The 20461-nt window shown below is 70.4% G+C and carries 23 protein-coding genes; 18 read left to right on the forward strand and 5 right to left on the reverse strand.

What is annotated here, in order from left to right; all coding sequences use genetic code 11:
- Positions 1 to 21: 21 nt before the first annotated feature.
- The 3 genes from miaB (at position 22) to dapF (ending at position 3506) form a co-directional block, all read left to right on the forward strand.
- The gene (miaB, locus tag MUN76_RS00575) at positions 22 to 1578 is read left to right on the forward strand and encodes a tRNA (N6-isopentenyl adenosine(37)-C2)-methylthiotransferase MiaB (RefSeq protein ID WP_244686224.1); all 1557 of its coding nucleotides are present in this window, start codon (positions 22 to 24) and stop codon (positions 1576 to 1578) included.
- Complete coding sequence (gene miaA, locus MUN76_RS00580; protein WP_244686226.1) at positions 1575 to 2489, forward strand: tRNA (adenosine(37)-N6)-dimethylallyltransferase MiaA; 915 nt, start codon at positions 1575 to 1577, stop codon at positions 2487 to 2489. Before miaB ends, miaA begins: the two co-directional genes overlap by 4 nt.
- A 135-nt stretch (positions 2490 to 2624) precedes the next feature.
- A complete protein-coding gene (gene dapF, locus MUN76_RS00585) occupies positions 2625 to 3506 on the forward strand; it encodes a diaminopimelate epimerase (RefSeq protein ID WP_244686228.1) in 882 nt (293 codons plus the stop codon).
- Here dapF and MUN76_RS00590 read toward each other — a convergent pair.
- Positions 3503 to 4117 carry a class I SAM-dependent methyltransferase gene (locus MUN76_RS00590; protein ID WP_244686230.1) on the reverse strand — a complete coding sequence of 205 codons (615 nt, stop codon included), beginning with the start codon at positions 4115 to 4117 and terminating at the stop codon, positions 3503 to 3505. The genes dapF and MUN76_RS00590 overlap by 4 nt on opposite strands.
- Before the next feature lie 98 nt (positions 4118 to 4215).
- Between MUN76_RS00590 and hflX the strand changes: the two genes are divergently transcribed.
- From hflX to MUN76_RS00610, 4 genes are all read left to right on the forward strand, one after another.
- Positions 4216 to 5814, forward strand: a complete 1599-nt coding sequence (gene hflX, locus MUN76_RS00595; RefSeq protein WP_244686231.1) for a GTPase HflX — start codon at positions 4216 to 4218, stop codon at positions 5812 to 5814.
- A 146-nt stretch (positions 5815 to 5960) separates the two neighbouring features.
- The gene (metE, locus tag MUN76_RS00600; protein WP_244686233.1) at positions 5961 to 8276 is read left to right on the forward strand and encodes a 5-methyltetrahydropteroyltriglutamate--homocysteine S-methyltransferase; all 2316 of its coding nucleotides are present in this window, start codon (positions 5961 to 5963) and stop codon (positions 8274 to 8276) included.
- 1 nt (position 8277) lies between these two features.
- Positions 8278 to 9570: a uroporphyrinogen decarboxylase/cobalamine-independent methonine synthase family protein gene (locus tag MUN76_RS00605; RefSeq protein WP_244686235.1), complete on the forward strand. Its 1293-nt coding sequence runs from the start codon at positions 8278 to 8280 to the stop codon at positions 9568 to 9570.
- Positions 9567 to 10466 carry a methylenetetrahydrofolate reductase gene (locus MUN76_RS00610; RefSeq protein WP_244686237.1) on the forward strand — a complete coding sequence of 300 codons (900 nt, stop codon included), beginning with the start codon at positions 9567 to 9569 and terminating at the stop codon, positions 10464 to 10466. Before MUN76_RS00605 ends, MUN76_RS00610 begins: the two co-directional genes overlap by 4 nt.
- Positions 10467 to 10527: 61 nt before the next feature.
- On the opposite strand, the gene lexA is transcribed toward MUN76_RS00610, so the two are convergent.
- Entirely contained in the window at positions 10528 to 11193 is a 666-nt protein-coding gene (gene lexA, locus MUN76_RS00615) for a transcriptional repressor LexA (protein ID WP_244686238.1), read from the reverse strand.
- A gap of 290 nt (positions 11194 to 11483) precedes the next feature.
- Here lexA and MUN76_RS00620 point away from each other — a divergent pair, with 290 nt between their 5' ends.
- From MUN76_RS00620 to MUN76_RS00645, 6 genes are all read left to right on the forward strand, one after another.
- On the forward strand, positions 11484 to 11918 hold the full coding sequence (locus tag MUN76_RS00620) for a LysM peptidoglycan-binding domain-containing protein (RefSeq protein WP_244686240.1): 435 nt from the start codon (positions 11484 to 11486) through the stop codon (positions 11916 to 11918).
- A 79-nt stretch (positions 11919 to 11997) separates the two neighbouring features.
- Entirely contained in the window at positions 11998 to 13083 is a 1086-nt protein-coding gene (locus MUN76_RS00625; RefSeq protein WP_244686242.1) for a histidinol-phosphate transaminase, read from the forward strand.
- 32 nt (positions 13084 to 13115) lie between these two features.
- On the forward strand, positions 13116 to 13724 hold the full coding sequence (gene hisB / locus MUN76_RS00630) for an imidazoleglycerol-phosphate dehydratase HisB (RefSeq protein ID WP_244686244.1): 609 nt from the start codon (positions 13116 to 13118) through the stop codon (positions 13722 to 13724).
- Between the two features lie 2 nt (positions 13725 to 13726).
- Positions 13727 to 14359, forward strand: coding sequence for an imidazole glycerol phosphate synthase subunit HisH (gene hisH, locus MUN76_RS00635; protein WP_244688585.1), 633 nt, complete (start codon positions 13727 to 13729; stop codon positions 14357 to 14359).
- A gap of 55 nt (positions 14360 to 14414) precedes the next feature.
- Entirely contained in the window at positions 14415 to 15161 is a 747-nt protein-coding gene (priA, locus tag MUN76_RS00640; protein WP_244686246.1) for a bifunctional 1-(5-phosphoribosyl)-5-((5-phosphoribosylamino)methylideneamino)imidazole-4-carboxamide isomerase/phosphoribosylanthranilate isomerase PriA, read from the forward strand.
- A gap of 17 nt (positions 15162 to 15178) precedes the next feature.
- Complete coding sequence (locus MUN76_RS00645; protein WP_244686248.1) at positions 15179 to 16081, forward strand: SseB family protein; 903 nt, start codon at positions 15179 to 15181, stop codon at positions 16079 to 16081.
- Here MUN76_RS00645 and MUN76_RS00650 read toward each other — a convergent pair.
- Positions 16068 to 16394: a branched-chain amino acid transporter permease gene (locus MUN76_RS00650; RefSeq protein ID WP_244686250.1), complete on the reverse strand. Its 327-nt coding sequence runs from the start codon at positions 16392 to 16394 to the stop codon at positions 16068 to 16070. The genes MUN76_RS00645 and MUN76_RS00650 overlap by 14 nt on opposite strands.
- On the reverse strand, positions 16387 to 17139 hold the full coding sequence (locus tag MUN76_RS00655; protein WP_244686252.1) for an AzlC family ABC transporter permease: 753 nt from the start codon (positions 17137 to 17139) through the stop codon (positions 16387 to 16389). Before MUN76_RS00655 ends, MUN76_RS00650 begins: the two co-directional genes overlap by 8 nt.
- 79 nt (positions 17140 to 17218) lie before the next feature.
- Here MUN76_RS00655 and MUN76_RS00660 point away from each other — a divergent pair, with 79 nt between their 5' ends.
- Positions 17219 to 17674 carry an Lrp/AsnC family transcriptional regulator gene (locus tag MUN76_RS00660; protein ID WP_244686253.1) on the forward strand — a complete coding sequence of 152 codons (456 nt, stop codon included), beginning with the start codon at positions 17219 to 17221 and terminating at the stop codon, positions 17672 to 17674.
- Here the strand turns inward: MUN76_RS00660 and MUN76_RS00665 are convergent.
- On the reverse strand, positions 17655 to 18026 hold the full coding sequence (locus tag MUN76_RS00665) for a DUF1844 domain-containing protein (RefSeq protein ID WP_244686255.1): 372 nt from the start codon (positions 18024 to 18026) through the stop codon (positions 17655 to 17657). The genes MUN76_RS00660 and MUN76_RS00665 overlap by 20 nt on opposite strands.
- 234 nt (positions 18027 to 18260) lie before the next feature.
- On the opposite strand from MUN76_RS00665, the gene infC reads away from it, so the two are divergent.
- The 4 genes from infC (at position 18261) to MUN76_RS00685 (ending at position 20448) form a co-directional block, all read left to right on the forward strand.
- On the forward strand, positions 18261 to 18875 hold the full coding sequence (infC, locus tag MUN76_RS00670; RefSeq protein WP_244688587.1) for a translation initiation factor IF-3: 615 nt from the start codon (positions 18261 to 18263) through the stop codon (positions 18873 to 18875).
- A gap of 70 nt (positions 18876 to 18945) precedes the next feature.
- Positions 18946 to 19140, forward strand: a complete 195-nt coding sequence (gene rpmI / locus MUN76_RS00675; protein ID WP_244686257.1) for a 50S ribosomal protein L35 — start codon at positions 18946 to 18948, stop codon at positions 19138 to 19140.
- A gap of 47 nt (positions 19141 to 19187) precedes the next feature.
- On the forward strand, positions 19188 to 19571 hold the full coding sequence (gene rplT, locus MUN76_RS00680) for a 50S ribosomal protein L20 (protein WP_244686259.1): 384 nt from the start codon (positions 19188 to 19190) through the stop codon (positions 19569 to 19571).
- 79 nt (positions 19572 to 19650) lie between these two features.
- Complete coding sequence (locus tag MUN76_RS00685; RefSeq protein WP_244686261.1) at positions 19651 to 20448, forward strand: TrmH family RNA methyltransferase; 798 nt, start codon at positions 19651 to 19653, stop codon at positions 20446 to 20448.
- Positions 20449 to 20461: the final 13 nt, after the last annotated feature.

Genomic DNA, 20461 nt, shown 5'->3' on the forward strand with positions numbered 1-20461 from the left:
CGGCGCAATAGAATCGGGTGTATGAGTTCCGCAGCATCTGACCCCACCGTGATCGACCGTTCCCCGGCGGCGCTGCGACCGGACGGCAGCCCGCGGAGCTACACCGTCCGCACCCTCGGCTGCCAGATGAACGTGCACGACTCGGAGCGCCTGTCAGGGTCGCTGGAGGCCGCCGGGTACATCGCGGCGGACGACGCGGAGCAGGCGGACGTGATCGTGATCAACACCTGCGCGGTCCGCGAGAACGCGGCGAACAAGCTCTACGGCAACCTCGGGTACCTGGCCGGGGTGAAGCGCGAGCGGGACGGCATGCAGATCGCGGTCGGCGGCTGCCTGGCGCAGAAGGATCAGGGCACGATCGTCGAGAAGGCGCCCTGGGTCGACGTGGTGTTCGGCACCCACAACATGGGATCCCTGCCGACCCTGCTCGAGCGCGCCCGGCACAACCACGAAGCGCAGGTCGAGATCCTCGAGTCGCTCGAGGTCTTCCCGTCGACGCTGCCGACGAAGCGCGACTCCGCCTCCAGCGGCTGGGTCTCGATCTCGGTCGGCTGCAACAACACGTGCACGTTCTGCATCGTTCCGGCCCTGCGCGGCAAGGAGAAGGACCGCCGCCCCGGCGACATTCTCGCCGAGGTGCAGGCGCTCGTCGATGACGGCGCGATCGAGGTCACCCTCCTCGGGCAGAACGTCAACACCTACGGCGTCGAGTTCGGCGACCGCCAGGCCTTCGGCAAGCTGCTCCGGGCGATGGGCGGGATCGAGGGGCTCGAGCGGGTGCGCTTCACGAGCCCGCACCCCGCGGCATTCACCGAGGACGTCATCGCGGCGATGGCGGAGACGCCCAACGTGATGCCCTCGCTCCACATGCCGCTGCAGTCGGGCTCCGACGCGATCCTCAAATCCATGCGGCGCTCCTACCGCTCGGCGAAGTTCCTGCGCATCCTCGAGCAGGTCCGCGAGCGGATCCCGAATGCCGCCATCACCACCGACATCATCGTGGGGTTCCCCGGCGAGACCGAGGAGGACTTCGCCGAGACGATGCGCGTCGTCGAGGCGTCGCGTTTCGCGAGCGCGTTCACCTTCCAGTACTCGATCCGCCCCGGCACCCCGGCCGCGACCATGTCCGATCAGGTGCCTAAGGCCGTGGTGCAGGAGCGTTACGAACGCCTGCACGCGCTCCAGGAGCGCATGTCCCTGGCGGAGAACCAGGCTCAGATCGGCGAGACGGTGCAGGTGCTCGTGTCCGTGGGTGAGGGGCGCAAGGACACGACGCGGCGGCGACTCTCCGGGCGCTCGGAGGACAACCGGCTGGTGCACTTCGCGGTTCCCGACGGCGCTGAAGAGCCCCGGCCCGGTGACGTCGTGACCGTGCAGATCACTGAGGCCGCGCCGCACTTCCTCATCGCCGACGTCGTCCCCGGCGTGTACGCCCTGCGACGGACGCGCGCGGGCGACGCCCACGATCGCCGGCAGGCCGAGAGCTGCGGGGTCCCGGCGTCGCCTGCCGGCGGGGGAACGGCTGCGTCGTCGCCGGCGGTCGTCAGCCTCGGGCTGCCGACCCTGCGCGCGCGATGACCGGAGCGACGCCGCCACGGCTGTGGGCAATCGTCGGCGCGACCGGGACCGGCAAGTCCGCGCTCTCGCTCGACCTCGTGGAGGCGCTCGCTGCGCGCGGTCGTGCTGCGGAGATCGTGAACGCCGACGCCATGCAGTTCTACCGCGGCATGGACATCGGCACCGCCAAGCTGCCGGTCCCGGAGCGGCGGGGGATCCCGCACCATCTCTTCGACGTGCTCGACCCCACCGAGGAGGCGACGGTCGCGTGGTTCCAGCCCGCCGCGCGCGCGTGCGTCGCGGACATCCAGGCGCGCGGCGCCGACGCGATCCTCGTCGGAGGATCCGGGCTGTACGTGTCGAGTGCGATCTTCGACTTCCGGTTCCGGCCGCGCGATCATGCCCTGCGGGCCGCGCTGGAAACCGAACTGGAGACCCTCGGTGTGGGAGCGCTCTTCACGCGGCTGCAGGAGCTCGACCCGGCGGCGGCGGCGGCCGTGGACGCGCGCAACGGCCGCCGCGTGGTGCGCGCCCTCGAGCTGCACGCCCTGGGCGAGTCGGCCACCGGTGCGCTGCCCGAGGAACCGACCGTATGGCAGCCGGGGACCCGGATCCTCGGGGTGCGGGCGGAGCGCGCCGAGCTCGTCGAGCGGCTGGATCGCCGTGTCGAGGGCATGTGGGCCGATGGGCTGCTCGACGAGGTGCGAGGGCTGATCCCGCGCGGCATCGAACGTGGGCCGACGGCGAGCCGCGCCATCGGCTACGCCCAGGCACTCGCACAGCTGGCCGGCCGGCAGCCGCAGGCGGAGGCAATCGCCGAAACCCAGGCCCTCACGCGCCGGTACGCGCGGCGCCAGGTGAGCTGGTTCAAGCGCTACACCGACGTGGAGTGGCTCGACGCGCCGGAGCTCACCGGGGTGGAACTGCCGTGACGTTGGCGCCGACCATGCGGATCATGCACCTGATGCGGATGGCACAGACCAGTTCCATCCGCATGACCGGTGAGAACCGCGTGGCGGAACCTCTGGGCATGTCGGCGCCCCAGCACGGCCCCGTAGACTGAGGGCATGACGGCACTCTCCTTCACCAAGGGTCACGGCACCGGCAACGACTTCGTGCTCTTCACCGACCCGGACGGTGAGCGCGATCTCACGCCGGAGCAGATCCGCTTCCTCTGCGATCGCCGCTTCGGCGTCGGCGCCGACGGAGTGATCCGCGCGGTGCGATCCCGTGCGATCGCGGAGGGCGCCGCGAGCCTGGCCGAGGAGCCCGAGGCCGAGTGGTTCATGGACTACTGGAACGCTGACGGCACTCCGGCCGAGATGTGCGGCAACGGCGTCCGGGTGTACGCGCACTACCTGATCTCGGAGGGCCTCGTCGCACCCGAGCGGCGCGACACCCTGCCGATCGGCACCCGCTCGGGCGTCAAGGACGTGCTGGCCGGTGTGAGCGGGTACACCGTTGATCTCGGACGCTGGCGCCTGGATGCGGAGCGCCTCGTCGCGGCCCGCGGACTCGATGTGGCGCGACCGGGGCTCGGGATCGATCTCGGCAACCCGCACGTCGTGACCGCGCTCGCCCACGCCGGTGAGCTGGATGCCGTCGACCTGACGCAGATCCCGGCGCTCGACCCGGTCGCCGAGCTCGGCGCGAACGTCGAGTTCGTCGTGCCCGAGGATCCGCTCATCGCCGACGGCGTCGGCCGCATCCGCATGCGCGTGCACGAGCGCGGAGTGGGCGAGACCCTCTCCTGCGGCACCGGCACGGCGGCGGCGGCACTCGCGTTCCGGCACTGGGGTGGCGATGGCATGCCGAACCACTGGCGGGTCGACGTGCCCGGCGGCCGCCTTGCGGTGCGCATGTTCCCGACCGAGGAGGGGGAGCACGTCTCGCTCTCCGGGCCGGCCGAACTCGTCTACCGGGGCGAGATCGAGCTGCCGGAGGCCTAGGCGGCGCGATCCTGCCGCGCTGCGGCGATGACGTGGAAGCCCTTGTCGCGCGCCACACGGGCGACGTCCAGCTCCGGGAACTCGGCGGCGATCCAGCGCTGCAGCGAGTCGGCACCGAGGTGCTTCGCGACCACGAGGTGCGCGACGCCGTCGGGAGCGAGCCGGGGGAGCCACTGCTGCAGGATCCCGTGCAGTGCGTCCTTGCCGACCCGGATCGGCGGGTTCGACCGGATCTCCGAGAACCGCAGCTCGGCCGGCACCTCCTCGGGTGCGCTGATCCGGAGGTTCGCGAGCCCCAGGCGCTCGGCGTTGAGCCGGGTCAAGTCGCGCGACCGCTCGTTCACGTCGATCGCCCACACCTCGCGGTCCGGCGCCTCGAGGGCCGCGCTCAGCGCGATCGGACCCCAACCGGAGCCGATGTCGAGGACCGGGCCGTCGCCCACGGCCTCCGGAAGCTCGCGGAGGAGGATCGCGGTGCCCCGGTCGAGGTGCTCGGGGCTGAAGACGCCGCCCGCGGTGACGACCGAGCGCGGGGCGCCCGCGAGCACCACCTCGATCTCGCGGGTCGTGAAGTCGCCCGCGGGGGACTCGGAGAAGTAGTGCTGGTTCACCCCTCCAGTATCCCAGGCCTCGGGTGTCGCGCCGCTGCTGCGCCCTGAGTGAACAGGCCGTGCGCGATCCCGGACCCCGCACGTACACTGGAGGCCAGATGACACAACGATCTTCAGCAGACCGAGACTCCAGCACGGCACCGACGCGGGGGTCCGCAGGCGATCCCTCGACCACCTCGCAGGATCCGCTCGACCGGGTGCTCGCCCGCGCCGAGGGCGCCGGCGGCGCCACGGTGATCCGCGATCTCACGAGCGGTGCGCAGGCGCTCGGCGACGAGTCCCACGACCAGCTCGCGGAGGATCTCGACGCGATTCGCATGGAGCGCGCCGACCGCGCGTCGCTCAAGCGCGTCGCCGGGCTGTCGACCGAACTCGACGACGTCACGGAGGTCGAGTACCGGCAGCTCCGCATCGAGAACGTCGTGCTCATCGGCATCTACTCCCAGCGCTCGACGGAGGACGCGGAGAATTCGCTCCGTGAGTTGGCCGCACTCGCCGAGACGGCCGGAGCCGTGGTGCTCGACGGCCTGCTGCAGCGACGCGCGAACCCGGATCCCGCCACCTACCTCGGCAAGGGCAAGGCCCAGGAGCTCGCGGAACTCGTCGCGGCCGTGGGCGCCGATACCGTGATCGCCGACACCGAACTCGCGCCGAGCCAGCGGCGCGCGCTGGAGGACGTGGTGAAGGTCAAGGTGATCGACCGCACCGCGGTGATCCTCGACATCTTCAGCCAGCACGCGAAGAGTCGTGAGGGGAAGGCCCAGGTCGAACTGGCGCAGCTCGAGTACCTGCTGCCGCGGCTGCGCGGCTGGGGCGAGTCGATGTCGCGGCAGGCGGGCGGCCAGGTCGGATCCGCCGGCGCGGGCATGGGCTCGCGCGGCCCCGGTGAGACGAAGATGGAGCTGGATCGCCGGAAGATCCACACCCGCATGTCGAAGTTGCGCAAGCAGATCCAGGGCTTCGCACCCGCACGCGAGGCGAAGCGGGCGAACCGCAAGCGCGGCGAGGTGCCGTCGGTCGCGATCGCCGGGTACACCAACGCCGGCAAGTCGAGCCTGCTGAATCGGCTGACGGGCACGCAGGAGCTCGTGCAGAACCAGCTCTTCGCGACCCTCGACACGGCGATCCGTCACGCCGAGACCGACGACGGACGCCGTTTCACCTACGCCGACACCGTCGGATTCGTGCGCAACCTGCCGCACCAGCTCGTCGAGGCGTTCCGCTCGACATTCGAGGAGGTCGGCGACGCCGATGTGATCCTGCACGTCGTCGACGGCTCCCACCCGGATCCGGTCGCGCAGCTGCGCACCGTGCGCGACGTGGTTGCGGAGGTCGATGCGCAGGACATCCCCGAGCTCGTCGTGTTCAACAAGGCCGACCTGATCGACGAGTCGCAGCGCCTCGTGCTGCACGGGCTCGCCCCCGACGCCGTGTTCGTCTCGGCGCGCACGGGCGAGGGCGTGGAGGAGCTCCGGCGGCGGGTGGACGCCGCGATCCCGGTGCCCGACCGTGAGGTGACCGTGGTCGTCCCGTACGACCGCGGTGAGATCGTCGCCGAACTCCACGAGCGCAACCGGGTGGTGTCGACGGAGTACGTCGAGGCCGGCACGCGGGTCCGCGCGTTCGTAACGGCGGAGATGCTGTCGAAGCTCGAACCGTACCTGGAGTTCGAGACGATCGACGTCGACCGCGGCTGATCCGGGAGCACGGGAGCCGCGTCGACGGCGAGCGGCGCGAGTAACACAGCGCAACCAAACGCGGGTGCGTCCGAGGTGCTTGGTAGCTTGTGGTGGTCGGGGCCCGTGAGGCGCCTGGCGCCACGTTCCCGAGCCGAAGGACACCGATGCCCGCTACACCTCTGCCGAACGCCACGATTCTGGGGTACCCGCGTCTGGGTCGCCGCCGCGAGCTCAAGCGCGCGATCGAGTCCTACTGGAAGGGCAACACGAGCGAGGCCGAGCTGACCGCCACGGCACGCGAGCTGCGGGCGGCGACCCGCGCGCGGCTGGTCGAACTCGGGCTCCCGGCCCAGGGCGGCGCCGTCCCCGAGAGCTTCAGCTTCTACGACCAGGTGCTCGACGCGACGATCGCGCTCGGCGCGATCCCGGGCCGCTTCAGCGCCGTCACGGGAAGCGATCTGGAGATCACGTTCGCTCTCGCGCGCGGTGACAAGGATCACCAGCCGCTCGAGATGACGAAGTGGTTCGACACGAACTACCACTACAGCGTTCCCGAGATCGATGAGCAGACCGCCTTCGCCGCCAACCCGGCGGCACTCGTGACCCAGCTGCAGGAGGCCGCGGAGCAGGGGATCGATTCCCGCCCCGTGCTCGTCGGCCCCGTCACCTACCTTCTGCTCGCGAAGGCGGCCGACGGCGCGGCCGAGGGATTCAGCCCGATCTCGCGGCTCGACGAGGTCGTCGCCGTATACGCCGAGCTGCTGCAGTCGCTCGCGGCGGCGGGTGCGGGCTGGGTGCAGCTCGATGAGCCCGCACTCGTCTCCGACTCCCTCTCGGTGCCGCGCGCCGAGGTGCTCGCGCTCGTGGAGCGCGCCTACGCCGTGCTGGGCGCGGTCGAGCCCCGCCCCCAGATCCTCATCACCGCCCCCTACGGCAACTCCGCCGACGCCCTGACGCGTCTCGGCGCGCTGCCGGTCGAAGCCGTGCAGGCCGACCTGGTCCGCGGCACGCTGCCCGCGGACGCACTCGCATCGGGTGCGCTCGCAAGCGCGTTCGACGGCACCCAGCTCGTCGCCGGCGTGGTCGACGGCCGCAACATCTGGCGCACCGACCTGCGTGCGGCGTTCGCTCAGCTCACCGCGCTGACCGAGGCCGGGCTGCACGTGGTGGTCGGCACCTCGAACAGCCTGCAGCACGTGCCGCACGACGTGACCGACGAGTCGAAGCTCGATGCCCGCCTGCAGTCGTGGCTCGCGTTCGCGGACCAGAAGGTCGAGCAGGTCGCCACCCTTGCGCAGGGGCTCACCGAGGGCGCCGAGGCGATCGAGGCGTTGCTCGCCGAGGTCGACCGGGTGCTCCAGGACCGTGCCGCAGCCCCCGGGGTGCGGGTCAGCGATGTGCGGGATCGCGCCGCGTCCGTGACGAGCGACGACCGCAATCGCGCCGACGAGCAGGCGCGCCGCGACGCGCAACAGGCGCTCGGGATCCCCGACCTCGCTACCACGACGATCGGTTCGTTCCCCCAGACCGGAGAGATCCGGAAGGCGCGCGCCGCGTTCACCCGCGGCGAGATCGACCAGGAGGCCTACGACGGCTTTCTGCGCGACGAGATCGCACGCGTGATCCGCCTCCAGGAGGAGATCGGCCTCGACGTCCTCGTCCACGGCGAGGCCGAGCGCAACGACATGGTGCAGTACTTCGCTGAGCTGCTCGACGGATTCGCGGTCACCGAGCACGGCTGGGTGCAGTCCTACGGCACGCGGGCGACGCGCCCGTCGATCCTCTGGGGTGACGTGTCGCGCCCGGCCCCGATGACGGTGGCCTGGTCTGCGTACGCGCAGTCGCTCACGGAGCAGCGCGTGAAGGGTATGCTGACGGGCCCCGTGACGATCCTCGCCTGGTCGTTCGTCCGCGACGATCAGCCCCTCGGCGACACGGCCGCGCAGGTGGCGCTCGCCCTCCGCGACGAGATCGACGACCTCGTGGCGGCCGGCATCGGCATCGTGCAGGTCGACGAGCCCGCGCTCCGCGAGCTGCTGCCGCTCGACGCGGATCGCCAGAGCGACTACCTCGACTGGTCGGTCGGCGCGTTCCGTCTCGCAACGGGCGGGGCCGCTCCGGAGGTGCAGATCCACACGCACCTCTGCTACTCCGAATTCGGTGAGATCATCGACGCCGTCGACGGCCTCGACGCCGATGTCACGAGCATCGAAGCCGCGCGCAGCCGTATGGACGTGGTGGAGCCGCTCGGCGACCACGGGTACTCGCGCGGCATCGGCCCGGGCGTCTACGACATCCACTCGCCCCGCGTGCCGAGCGTCGAGGAGCAGACGGAGCTCATCAAGATCGCCGCGGAGCGCATTCCGGGCAAGCAGCTGTGGGTGAACCCCGACTGCGGGCTCAAGACCCGCGGCTACGAGGAGACCGTGGCGAGCCTCACCAACCTGGTGCAGGCGGCCAAGGCGGTCCGCGGGGCCTAGTGTGACGCCTCACGACGATCGTCCGGACGCGCCGGGGACCGCGGTCCCCGGCGCGTCCGTCGGCGATCCCGCCGCCGCCGAGCCGGGCGTCACCGGCATCGTCGCGTGGCCCGTCGATGCGCTGCCGACCGAACCGGTCGGGAGCCTGCCGCGGCCCGCGCGCCTGCAGCGTGCCGTGCTCGACGCCGAGACGGGACTCGCACCGCTGAGCGAGCTGCGTGCCGAGCAGGATCTCGCGGTGCGCGACACCCTGCAGCGCATGGCGGAGACCGGCTCACCCGTGATCACCGACGGCGAGCAGCGTCGACAGAGCTTCGCGAGCTATCCGCTCGGGACCGAGGACGTCGACGCGGGGCAGGTGTTCGCGGTGTTCGCGGACGGGCACCACCGGGTGATCCCGAGCCTCGCACGTGCGCCCTTCGCCTTCCACGCGTGGGCCGCCGACGACGTCCGTGCGGCGCGCGCCGAGACGTCGCGGCCGCTCAAGCAGGCGGTCATCTCGCCCTCGATGCTGTCGTTGATGGTGCCGGAGGAGGGGCTCGGCGACTACTCCCGCGCCGAGTTCCTCGAGGACGTCGTCCGCGGGTGCGCAGAAGACATCGTGCGCTGCTTCGACGCCGGTGCGAGCCGGGTGTCGATCGACTTCACCGAGGGCCGGCTCGCTCTGCGCCGGGACGTGCGAGCGCCCTGGGCCGGACCCCACGCGCTCGCGGGGTTCATCGAACTCATCAACCGAGTGCTCGACCGGCTCACTCCGGAGCAGCGTCTCGCGGTGGGGGTGCACACGTGCCCGGGCAATGACAACGACTCGGCGCACAGCGCCGACGTCGACTACGCGGGTCTCATCCCGGAGCTCTTCCAGATCGACGCCGGATACTTCCTCGTGCAGTCGGCGAGTGAGGAGGACCCGGATCGAGTCGCGCGTCTGATCGGGCGTCAACTGCGCACGAGGGCTGCCGACCGGCCGTCGCCCCGGGTGCTGATCGGCGTGACGAATCCGACGAGCCCGAAGCTCGAGACCGCGGAGGAGATCCGGGATCATCTCGTGCGCGCGGCACGGTTCATCCCCGCCGAACTGCTCGGCTCGACGGACGACTGCGGGTTCTCGCCCTACCTCATCGACGAGAAGCCGCGCCACGGCTCTCCGGACTTCGCCCGCGAGGTCGCGTTCGCGAAGATCGCGGCTCGGGTCCGGGGGACCGAACTCGCTGCCGCGGAGCTTCGGGGCTCCGGGATCGGTGCTGCCGGCCTCGCGACGGCCGGCGCGGGCGCAGAGGGGGGCGCCGCATCGTGACCGCCACGCTCCTGACCGGCAGCGCGCCGACGCGCGCTCGGTTCTCGTTCGAGGTGTTTCCCGCGCGGAGCGGCGCGGCCGCGCTGGCGCTCGGCCACGCCGTTCAGCACCTGTCCGCGGTCGGGCCAGATTTCATCTCGGTGACGTACGGCGCGAACGGCTCGAACCGGGACGCATCACTCGACCTGCTCACCTACCTGCGCAACCACACGGATGCGCTGCCGCTGGCGCACCTGACGACCGTCGGCGAGGACCGGGACGCCGTGCGGTCGGTGATCCACCGCATCATGGATGCCGGTGTGCACGACTTCCTCGCGCTGCGGGGCGACCCGCCGAGGGGGCTCGGCGAGGACGACCCCGCCGTCGCCGGTTCGCTCAGCTCGGTCGAGCTGCTGGAGCTGATCGCCGAGGTGCGCAGCGAGCGGCCGCACTTCACGAGTGTGGGGCGGACGGTGGTGGCGGCGTACCCGAACGGTCACCCGCTGTCCCGATCCCGCTCCGAAGACATCGACTGGCTCATCACGAAACAGGAGGCGGGCGCGCAGTTCGCCATCACGCAGCTCTTCTTCCGGGCGGAGGAGTACCTCGGGTTCGTCGCGGATGCACGATCCGCGGGGCTCCGTATCCCGGTACTCCCGGGACTCATGCCCGTGTCGACGAGCGCGCAACTCCGCAAGGTCGCGTCGCTCGCCGGCCGCCCGGCGCCCGTCGAACTCGAGCGTGAAATGGAAGCGACCGGCGGTTTCGCTCCCGAACTGGGCGTCGAGTACGCGGTCGAGCTGGCGCGGGAGCTGCTCGACGGGGGTGCGCCGTCGATCCACCTCTACACCTTCAACCGCCACGAGCAGGTGCTCGCCGTGCTTCGGGAGCTCCATTTGCTGGCCGTGCCGGCCTGACGGCGTCGCGCTGACGCGGTCCGACGAGGGAGCATCGCGGCGCCCGGGTGAGGCGCGCGGATTACACCGAGCGGAAGACCGCCACGACCTTGCCCAGCACCTCGGCGTGATCGCCGAGGATCGGCTCGAACGCGCTGTTGCGGGGGAGGAGCCAGGTGTGCCCGTCGCGACGGCGGAAGACCTTGACGGTCGCCTCGCCGTCGAGCATCGCCGCGACGATGTCCCCATTCTCCGCTTCCCGCTGCTGCCGGACGACGACGAAGTCGCGATCGCAGATGGCGGCGTCGATCATCGAGTCGCCCACGACCCGGAGCATGAAGAGCTGTCCGTCTCCCACCAACTGACGGGGGAGCGGCACGAGCTCCTCCACCTGCTGATCCGCCGTGATCGGCACCCCCGCTGCGATGTGGCCGACGAGCGGCACGAAGGCCGTCTCCTCCGGGCGCTGCTGCGGAGCCTCATCGACCGCGCTGCGGGTGCTCGCCAGCTCGACGAGGATCTCGAGCGCGCGCGGCCGGTTCGGGTCGCGGCGGATGAACCCGGCGAGCTCGAGCCGACTGAGCTGGTGGGTCACGCTCGAGAGCGATGACAACCCGACGGCGTCACCGATCTCCCGCATGCTCGGGGGGTACCCCCGCGACTCGACCGACTGGGAGATGAACTCGAGGATCGCCTGCTGCTTTTCGGTGAGGGGCTTCGAGGAGGGGGGCGCGGCCGCGGTGCTCATCGCTGTCCTTTCCTGGTGCCGGAATCGGATCCGACGCGGGTGTGAGGGCGACTTCCTGCCGGAATTCTGCGGGTGACCGTGAATGTCGGAGGTGGGGTGTTGAGTGAAGCCGTTGATCGAAACCCTATCCGCTGCATTCGAAAACGGGCAAACATGTGTTCGAGTGTCGCGGGAAAACACGAAACATATCTTCGAATGGGCTCTTGAAGTTTCGAGCAATCGAAGATATATTCGAAACAGATGTTCGGGTAGGCGTATTGCTCCCCGAACGCGATGGAAAGGACACCACCATGAGCGCACTGGTTCTCGACTCGCAGTCGGAGTTCACCCCCGTGGCATACGAGGCGGCACCCGCGATGCGCGTGCGCCTCACCAAGCGCGGGCGCATGGTCTTCGGTGCGCTGGCAACGGCGCTCGTTGCCGGTCTCCTTGCGTGTGTGGCCGCCATCGCCGCGCCCCAGGCGCTCGCCTCGAACTCGGCCGGCGGCCAGGAGTTTCACTACGTCGTGGCGCAGCCGGGAGCCTCTCTCTGGTCGCTCGCGTCGACACTCGATCCCTCTGCTGACCCGCGCGACCTCGTCGCGGAGATCGTGCAGCTGAACCAGCTCGACGGCTCGGGCGTGCAGGCCGGCCAGCCGATCGCGGTGCCGCTGCGCTACTCCGACGCCGCCGGTGTGGTGTCGGGCGAGGAACTCTCGGGCGAACTCGAGGCTGCGGCCTTCTGAGGCCGGCGGTGACCGCCGGAGTCGCCCGGTGATGATGAGGTGCGTCGAGCCCCCCTGCTCGCAGCTCTAGACTGGTTCCGTGACCAGTCTGAACGATCTTCCCCTCCGCGACACCCTCGTCGGCAAGCTCCCCTACGGCGCACCCCAGGACCCGGTCCCGGTCAGCCTGAACGTCAACGAGAACACGCATCCGATTCCCGACGAGGTCGTCGACGACATCGTGCGCGCGCTCGCAGAGGCGGTCCGCGGGGTGAACCGATACCCGGATCGTGAGTTCCTGGAGCTGCGGGCCGCACTCGCCGGGTATCTCGGCCACGGTCTCACTCCCGAGCAGGTGTGGGCGGCGAACGGCTCGAACGAGGTGCTCCAGCAGATCCTGCAGGCCTTCGGTGGCCCGGGACGGTCCCTGCTGAGCTTCACACCGACCTACTCGATGTACCCGCTGCTCGCGGACGGCACCGACACCACCTGGATCCCGGTGGCACGACCCGATGGGTACGCCCTCACCCCGGAGGGCGTCGCTGCGGCACTGCGCGAGCACCAGCCGAGTGTGGCGATTCTGTGCGGCCCGAACAACCCGACCGGCACCGTGCTCGATCGCGAGGTGATCCTCGCGGCCTACGACGCATTCGACGGCATCCTCGTCGTGGACGAGGCGTATCAGGAGTTCGACGCCGAGACCGAGACCGCGATCGCGCTCCTGCCGGGCCGCCCGCGGCTGCTCGTCTCCCGCACGATGAGCAAGGCGTTCGCCTTCGCGGGCGTGCGCGTGGGCTACCTCGCCGCGGATCCCGCGGTCGTCGACGCGCTCCGGCTCGTCCGCCTGCCCTATCACCTGTCTGCGCTCACGCAAGCCGCGGCCACCGCCGCGATCCGGCACGCCGATACGATGCTCTCGACCGTCGCCGACATCCGCGCCCAGCGAGATCGTCTGGAGACCGCGCTCACCGAACTCGGCTACGCGGTGCACCCGTCCGGCGCCAACTTCCTGCTCGTCGACGGATTCGCGAACCCGGATGCCACGTTCTCGGCGCTGCGCGCCCAGGGCATCCTGATCCGGAATCTCGGCATCGACGGGCATCTCCGCATCACCGCGGGCACCGAAGCGGAGACGACGACCCTGATCGACGCCGTCGCGGCGCTCGGGCCCGGCGGCGCCCGCTGAATCCGACCCCGCGCTCGCGGTAGGATTGTGGCATGACTGCAGCTGCGCGCACCGCCTCGCTCGAGCGTTCGACGAGCGAATCTCAGATCAGCCTGAGCGTCGACCTCGACGGCACGGGGGAGTCGAGCATCGAGACCGGGGTTCCGTTCTTCGATCACATGCTCACCGCGTTCGCTCGCCACTCCCTGACCGACCTGACGGTCCGCGCGCAGGGCGACACCCACATCGACGTGCACCACACGGTGGAGGACACGGGCATCCTGCTCGGCCAGGCGCTGCTCGCCGCGCTCGGCGACAAACGTGGCATCTCCCGCTACGGCGATGCGCTCGTGCCGCTCGACGAGGCGCTCGCCCAGGCCGTCGTCGACATCTCGGGTCGCCCGTACCTCGTGCACTCCGGCGAGCCCGCCGGCTTCGAGTTCCACCTCATCGGCGGCCACTTCACGGGGTCGATGGTGCGGCACTTCTTCGAAGCGCTGACGCTGAACGCGCGGCTCACCGTGCACGTGCGCCTCATCGAGGGTCGGGATCCGCACCACATCGCGGAGGCCGAGTTCAAGGCGTTCGCGCGCGCATTCCGCCAGGCCAAGGCGCTCGACCCGCTCGTCGCGGGTGTGCCGTCCACGAAGGGTGCTCTGTGACGCTGCCCCGGAAACAGGTGGTGGTGCTCGACTACGGGTCGGGCAACGTGCACTCCGCGGTCAAGGCGCTCGTGCACGCGGGGGCCGAGGTCGAGCTGACCCGGGACCCGCGCGCCGTCGCTGCAGCGGACGGGTTGCTCGTGCCCGGTGTGGGCGCCTTCGACGCCGTGATGCACCAGCTGCGCGCGGTGCGCGGCGACGAGCTCATCGATCGGCGACTCGCGGGCGGTCGACCGGTGCTCGGCATCTGCGTGGGCGAGCAGGTGATGTTCGAGCGCGGGATCGAGCGCGGCGTGGAGACCGAGGGGCTCGGCCAGTGGCCCGGCACCGTGCGCGAACTGCGCGCGCCGATCCTGCCGCACATGGGCTGGAACACCGTGTCGCCCCCCGAGGGCTCGGTGCTGTTCGAGGGCATCGCCGACGAGCGCTTCTACTTCGTGCACAGCTACGCCGCGACCGAGTGGACGCTCGAGGGCCGGAACGCGGCGACGCGCCCGCGCGTCACCTGGGCCGAGCACGGCGAGCCCTTCGTCGCGGCCGTCGAGAACGGCCCGCTCTCGGCCACCCAGTTCCACCCGGAGAAGTCGGGCGACGCGGGCATCCAGCTCCTGCGCAACTGGCTCTCGACGCTTTGACCACGGGATCGGCGCCGCCGATCACCCCGCACACCGCTGAACGGAGAACACACGCATGAGCGAGCTCGCCGAGGGACCGGAGCTGCAGCTGCTGCCGGCCATCGACATGGTCGACGGCACGGCCGTCCGTCTCACCCAGGGTGAGGCCGGCACCGAGACCGGGTACGGCAATCCGGTCGACGCCGCCGCCGACTGGATCGAGCAGGGCGCGGAGTGGATCCACCTCGTGGACCTCGACGCCGCCTTCGGTCGCGGCAGCAACGTCGGTGTGGCGCGCAAGATCATCAAGAAGTTCAGTCGTGTGCACATCGAGTTCTCGGGCGGGATCCGCGACGACGCGAGCCTGGAGGCCGCGCTCGAGATGGGGGCGCGCCGCGTGAACCTCGGCACCGCCGCACTGGAGAACCCCGAGTGGACGCGCTCCGTGATCGCCCGCTACGGTGATCAGATCGCAGTCGGGCTCGACGTGCGCGGCGAGACACTCGCCGCCCGCGGCTGGACCGAGGAGGGCGGCAACCTCTGGGAGGTGCTCGAGCGACTCGAAGACGCGAAGTGCCCCCGCTACGTCGTGACGGATGTGACGAAGGACGGCACGCTGCGCGGGCCGAACATCGACCTCCTGCGCCAGGTCTGCGCGCGCACGGCCCGCCCGGTCGTGGCCTCCGGCGGCATCTCGAGCCTCGACGATATCGCGGCGCTCCGCGAGGTCGTACCGCTGGGCGTCGAGGGCGCCATCATCGGCAAGGCGCTCTACGACGGTGCGTTCACCCTGCCCGCCGCGCTCGATGTGGCGGGGCACTAAGGCCCCGAGGGTGCGCCATGGCCATCAAGAAGCTCCCCTCGACCGGTGACGCTCCGCGCGCCACGGGCGTTCCGGAGAGCCTGACGCCGGGCGGTGCTGTCGACTCCGCGGGGTTCCCGTGGGCCGGGCGCACGTTCGACCACCACGAGACGGCGTTCGCCGACGACACGGGTGAGGCTCCGCAGCAGCTCCTCCGCGCCGTCTCGGCGGTCCGCACGGCGGCGCGCGCCTTCCGCGACGCCGCGCCGGGGGAGCAGGCCGCGGCGCTCTCCGCGCTCGCGGCGGCGCAGGCCGGGATCCCCGCGGCACTCGCGTCGAGTCGACTGCTCGTGCCGCTGCTCGCCGAGGCCGGCGACGTCGGCGTCACCCCTGAAGGGCGTACGGTGGAGAAGTCCCAGGAGCTCTCCATAGTGACGGTCGCCGGCCCCGACGGGCGGCGTGTGATGCTGGCGTTCAGCTCCACGGCGGCGATGCGCGCCTGGAACGCGGACGCTCGGCCGATCCCCGTCCCCGGGCCCCAGCTCGCGCTGGCCGCGGCGCAGGAGGAGACCGACCTCATCGTCATCGACGCCGGGTCGCCCGAGAGCGAGTGCGGGGTGCGGCGACCCGCACTGCGCGCGCTCGCGCTCGGCGAGCCCGCGATCCCGGCGTGGGCGGACGACGACGTGCGCGCCGCCTTCGCCTCCGCACTCGGCGGAGAGGACCGCGTCGAGGCGATCGCCCTCCTCCCGGGAGATCCGGAGGGGCGACTGCTCGCCCCCGAGACCGAGGTGCACCTCATGCTCGCTCCCGGGCTCGATCGCGACGCCCTCGGTGCGCTGCTCACCTCGGTGCAGCAGCGCCTCGCGGCGAACGCCGTCATCGCGGATCGGGTCGACTCCATGCGCATGGTGCCGCACGCCGCCCCTACAGCAGGTTGAGCAGCAGCACGTAGCAGGTCGTCCCGGCCGCGATGCTGAGCAGCGAGCGCCGCTTGCCGACGAGATGCACCACGATCGTGACCGCGGTCGCGGCGGCGATCGCCCACAGGTCGCCGGGGCGGCTGAGGGCCTCGCCGCGCAGGATCACCACGGCGAGGATCAGCAGGATGCCCGCGGGCATCCACCGCCCGAGCGCCTGCACGAAGCGGGACTTGCGGAGCGGCTTCAGGATCGCGAAGGGCAGTGCTCGCAGGGCCACCGTGATGAGGCCCGAGACCCCGATGGCGAGGAGGAGGGTGCCGACGTCAGGCACGGTCGCCCCCGTCCGTCTCCGAGCCCGAGCTCGCGCGGCGCGACAGCGCGTAGCGCACCGCGAGCATCACGGTGAACAGTACGAGGGCGGCGAGGAGCGCGTTGTCGGGGACCACGACGATCGCGATCCCGACGGCGAGCCCGGCGAGCACCGCGGACGGCACCTCGCGTGCGCTGCGCACCGCGTCGAGCGTCATCACGACGAACAGCGCGACGAGCGCGAACTCGAACCCCTCGATCGGTTCGGGCAGTGCACCCGCGATGAGCACGCCCGCGACCCCGCCGAGCACCCAGTAGGCCTGCATGGCGAACTGCCCCGTGATGACTCGGCGCGACGAGAGCTGCGCGGCGGGCATGAGCACGTACGTGGCGTAGGCCTCGTCGATGAGCGCGTAGATGGAATAGGCGCGGGGGAGCCCGCGGCGCACGCGGTCGATGGGGAACGAGAGCGCGTAGAAGACGTGCCGGAAGTTGATGGCGAACACGGTGACGGCGATCGTGAGAATCGGGGTCGCCGCGGCGAGCATGCTCACCATGAGCAGCTCGACCGACCCGGCGAAGACAACGATGGAGAGTGCGGGCGCCACCCACCAGGGCAGCCCGGCCTGCACCACCAGCACCCCGAGCGCGATGCCGAGCGGGAAGATCCCGATCCCGACCCCGAGCGAATCGCGCAGGCCCGCGGCGATCTGCGAGCGGCCCGGAGACTCCGGCGCGTCCGTGATGGCGGAAGGTGGTGCGTGCATCTCTTCAGTGTGACGCAGGGGCCGCGCAATGTGGGTGCGTTTCTCGCCGGAATTGCGCGGGATCCGGCAAGATAGTCACATGGATGCACTGGATCGCGCAATTATCGCGGAACTCGAGCGCGAAGGGCGACTCAGCAATGTCGATCTGGCGGCGCGCGTCGGCCTCACGGCCGGGCCGTGCCTGCGGCGGGTGCAGCGTCTCGAATCGAGTGGGGTGATCCGCGGGTATCACGCGGAGGTCGACCCGGTCGCGACCGGGCGCTCCTTCGAGGTGATCCTGCACATCGATCTCGTCACCCAGGAGGCGACCGTCGTGCAGCACTTTGAACGGGAGGTGGCGCTGCTCGACGAGGTGGTCGAGTTCAAGCGGCTGTTCGGGACCCCCGACTACTTCCTGCGGGTGGCGGTGGCCGATCTCGCCGCGTACGAGGACTTCCTGACGCGGAAGATCATGGCAGAGCGGGGCGTCGGCAAGGTGAGCTCCCACTTCGCCATGAAGAACCTGAAGGGCGAGGTCAGTTCACCGGGCCGGTGAACTTCTCTCCGGGGCCCTGACCGATCGGGTCGGGGATGAGCGAGGCCTCGCGGAATGCGAGCTGCACGGAGCGGAGCCCGTCGCGCAGGCTGCGCGCGTGCATGTCGCTGATGTCGGGGGCCGCGGCCGTGATGAGGCCGGCCAGTGCGTTGATGAGCTTGCGGGCCTCATCGAGGTCCGTCTGCGATTCGGGATCGTCGGCGAGGCCGACCTTCACCGCCGCTGCGCTCAGCAGGTGGACCGCTGCCGTGGTGATGACCTCGACCGCAGCGACGTCCGCGATGTCGCGCGTCGCCTGCGCGGAATCGACGTGCTCTGTGTGCTCGGTGTGGTCGGCGGTGTTCTCGGTCATGCTGTCCTGACTGTCGGGTGTTTCGTGTGATAAGCTTGCTGAGGTTCTCGGCGTCCAGTCGAGATGCGGAAGTGGAGATTCTCCCACCCGGCACCGCCTCTAAGGTTACCGGGTAGTTGGCACCCCGTCGTTCACGCGGCAGCTGGAAGGGTGCAGATCGCACGTGTGCGTTCCTGATCTCCGCCCGCCGCTCCCGCCGGGAGTGGCCGTTTCACGAGATCAGAGGAGCACGAGATCAGCGATCCCCGTACGAATGACAGAATCCGCGTCAGCGAAGTTCGCCTGGTAGGACCCAGTGGCGAGCAGGTCGGCGTGGTGCCGATCGAGACTGCCCTGCGCCTCGCGGCCGACGCCGATCTTGATCTCGTCGAGGTTGCCCCGAACTCGAAGCCTCCCGTGGCCAAGATCATGGACTTCGGGAAGTTCAAGTACGAGGCGGCTCAGAAGGCGAAGGAAGCCCGCCGCAACCAGGCCAACACGGTCCTCAAGGAGGTCCGCTTCCGCCTGAAGATCGACACCCACGACTACGAGACGAAGACGAAGCGCGCCATCGGCTTCCTGTCGCAGGGCGACAAGGTCAAGGCCATGATCCTCTTCCGCGGCCGCGAGCAGTCGCGTCCGGAGCAGGGCGTGCGGCTGCTGCAGCAGTTCGCCGAGGACATCGTCGAGTACGGCACCGTCGAGTCGTCGCCGCGCATCGATGGCCGCAACATGGTCATGGTGATCGCACCCCTCAAGAACAAGTCCGAGGCGAAGGCCGAGCAGAATGCTCGTCGCGCCGAGGAGAAGGCCACTCGCAAGGCGGACAAGTCGGCGGAGTCCGACGCAGCCGCTGCCGCGAGCGAATAACTGCGGCCGCTGCGCACGCAGCACCGCGCACGATGCAGCCGACAGGCGCGCACACAACAAGGAGAAATCGATGCCCAAGCAGAAGACCCACTCGGGGGCCAAGAAGCGCTTCAAGCTCACCGGCACCGGCAAGCTGATGAAGCAGCAGGCCGGCATGCGCCACAACCTCGAGGTCAAGTCCTCGAAGCGCAAGCGCCGCCTGAACGCCGAGCAGGTGCTCGCCAAGGGCGACGCCAAGCAGGCGATGAAGCTCCTCGGTCACTAAGCACGGCCCGTCAACACCTCACGACTTTTTTGTAAGGAAGAACTGAAATGGCAAGAGTCAAGCGGGCCGTCAATGCCCACAAGAAGCGTCGCGTTATCCTCGAGCGTGCCGAGGGCTACCGCGGACAGCGGTCGCGTCTGTACCGGAAGGCCAAAGAGCAGGTCATCCACTCGCTCGTCTACTCGTACAACGATCGCCGCAAGAAGAAGGGCGACTTCCGTCGCCTGTGGATCCAGCGGATCAACGCCGGCGCTCGCGCCAACGGCCTGACCTACAACCGCTTCATCCAGGGCCTCGGGCTCGCGGGTGTCGAGGTCGACCGTCGCATGCTCTCCGAGCTCGCGACCAACGAGCCCACCGCGTTCGCGGCACTCGTCGAGGTCGCCAAGGGCGCACTGCCCGAGGACACCTCGGCTCCGAAGGCTGCCTAGCCCTCACGGTTTCTCGAACGGCCCCCGGCCCGCACTCCTGCGGACCGGGGGCCGTTCTCGTGCGCGGTAGGGTGGACGGGTGATCGAGAACCCCAAAGCGCCGCGTGCCAAGCGCGTGGCCGCCCTGGCCCGCAAGAAGGAACGCCTCGCGACGGGCCGGTTCCTGGTGGAGGGGCCGCAGGCCGTGCGCGAGGCGCTCGTCCACCGCCCCGGACTGGTCGACACCGTCTACGCGACCATGGGCACCGAACCGTGGCAGCACGAGATCGATCGCCTGGCGTCCGACGGCGGGATCGACCTCGAGCGGGTCACCCCCGAGGTGCTCGCGGCCATGGCGGAGACCGTCACCCCGCAGGGCGTGCTGGCGGTCGCGCGCACCTGGCAGACGCCGCTCTCCGAGGTCTTCGCGGACGCGACGCTCGTGGTGATCCTGCACGAGGTCCGCGACCCGGGCAACGCCGGCACCGTGCTCCGAGCGGCCGACGCGGCCGGGGCCGACGCGGTGATCTTCGCGGGGGAGAGCATCGATCCGTTCCACCCCAAGGTCGTCCGATCGACCACCGGCTCGCTGTTCCACCTGCCGGTGACGACCGTCGCGACGCTCGACGCGGCGACCGAGGCCGCCCGCGCCTCCGGGCTCACCGTACTCGCGGCCGACGTGCGCGGTGACGGTCTCCTCGACGCGCGGGCCGACGGGATCCTCCGCGGCCCCGTCGCCTGGGTGTTCGGCAACGAAGCGAACGGGCTGAGCGAGACCGATCGGGCGCTCACCGACCGGTCCCTCCGTCTCCCCATCTACGGTGAGGCGGAGTCGCTCAACCTCGCGACCGCCGCGAGTGTGCTGCTCTACGAGACGGCCTTCGCGCAGCGCTCGTAGGTCACCCGGGTCT

This window comes from Leucobacter rhizosphaerae (genome assembly GCF_022919175.1).
GTDB classification, from domain to species: Bacteria; Actinomycetota; Actinomycetes; order Actinomycetales; family Microbacteriaceae; genus Leucobacter; species Leucobacter rhizosphaerae.

Bases quoted from the DNA above. Each gene is read 5' to 3' on its own strand.
- metE (WP_244686233.1), top strand. From the start codon at position 5,961: ATGCCCGCTACACCTCTGCCGAACGCCACGATTCTGGGGTACCCGCGT.
- MUN76_RS00655 (WP_244686252.1), bottom strand. From the start codon at position 17,139: ATGCACGCACCACCTTCCGCCATCACGGACGCGCCGGAGTCTCCGGGC.
- hflX (WP_244686231.1), top strand. From the start codon at position 4,216: ATGACACAACGATCTTCAGCAGACCGAGACTCCAGCACGGCACCGACG.
- MUN76_RS00660 (WP_244686253.1), top strand. From the start codon at position 17,219: ATGGATGCACTGGATCGCGCAATTATCGCGGAACTCGAGCGCGAAGGG.
- rpmI (WP_244686257.1), top strand. From the start codon at position 18,946: ATGCCCAAGCAGAAGACCCACTCGGGGGCCAAGAAGCGCTTCAAGCTC.
- miaA (WP_244686226.1), top strand. From the start codon at position 1,575: ATGACCGGAGCGACGCCGCCACGGCTGTGGGCAATCGTCGGCGCGACC.
- hisB (WP_244686244.1), top strand. From the start codon at position 13,116: ATGACTGCAGCTGCGCGCACCGCCTCGCTCGAGCGTTCGACGAGCGAA.
- miaB (WP_244686224.1), top strand. From the start codon at position 22: ATGAGTTCCGCAGCATCTGACCCCACCGTGATCGACCGTTCCCCGGCG.
- MUN76_RS00665 (WP_244686255.1), bottom strand. From the start codon at position 18,026: ATGACCGAGAACACCGCCGACCACACCGAGCACACAGAGCACGTCGAT.
- rplT (WP_244686259.1), top strand. From the start codon at position 19,188: ATGGCAAGAGTCAAGCGGGCCGTCAATGCCCACAAGAAGCGTCGCGTT.
- MUN76_RS00645 (WP_244686248.1), top strand. From the start codon at position 15,179: ATGGCCATCAAGAAGCTCCCCTCGACCGGTGACGCTCCGCGCGCCACG.
- lexA (WP_244686238.1), bottom strand. From the start codon at position 11,193: ATGAGCACCGCGGCCGCGCCCCCCTCCTCGAAGCCCCTCACCGAAAAG.
- MUN76_RS00620 (WP_244686240.1), top strand. From the start codon at position 11,484: ATGAGCGCACTGGTTCTCGACTCGCAGTCGGAGTTCACCCCCGTGGCA.
- dapF (WP_244686228.1), top strand. From the start codon at position 2,625: ATGACGGCACTCTCCTTCACCAAGGGTCACGGCACCGGCAACGACTTC.
- priA (WP_244686246.1), top strand. From the start codon at position 14,415: ATGAGCGAGCTCGCCGAGGGACCGGAGCTGCAGCTGCTGCCGGCCATC.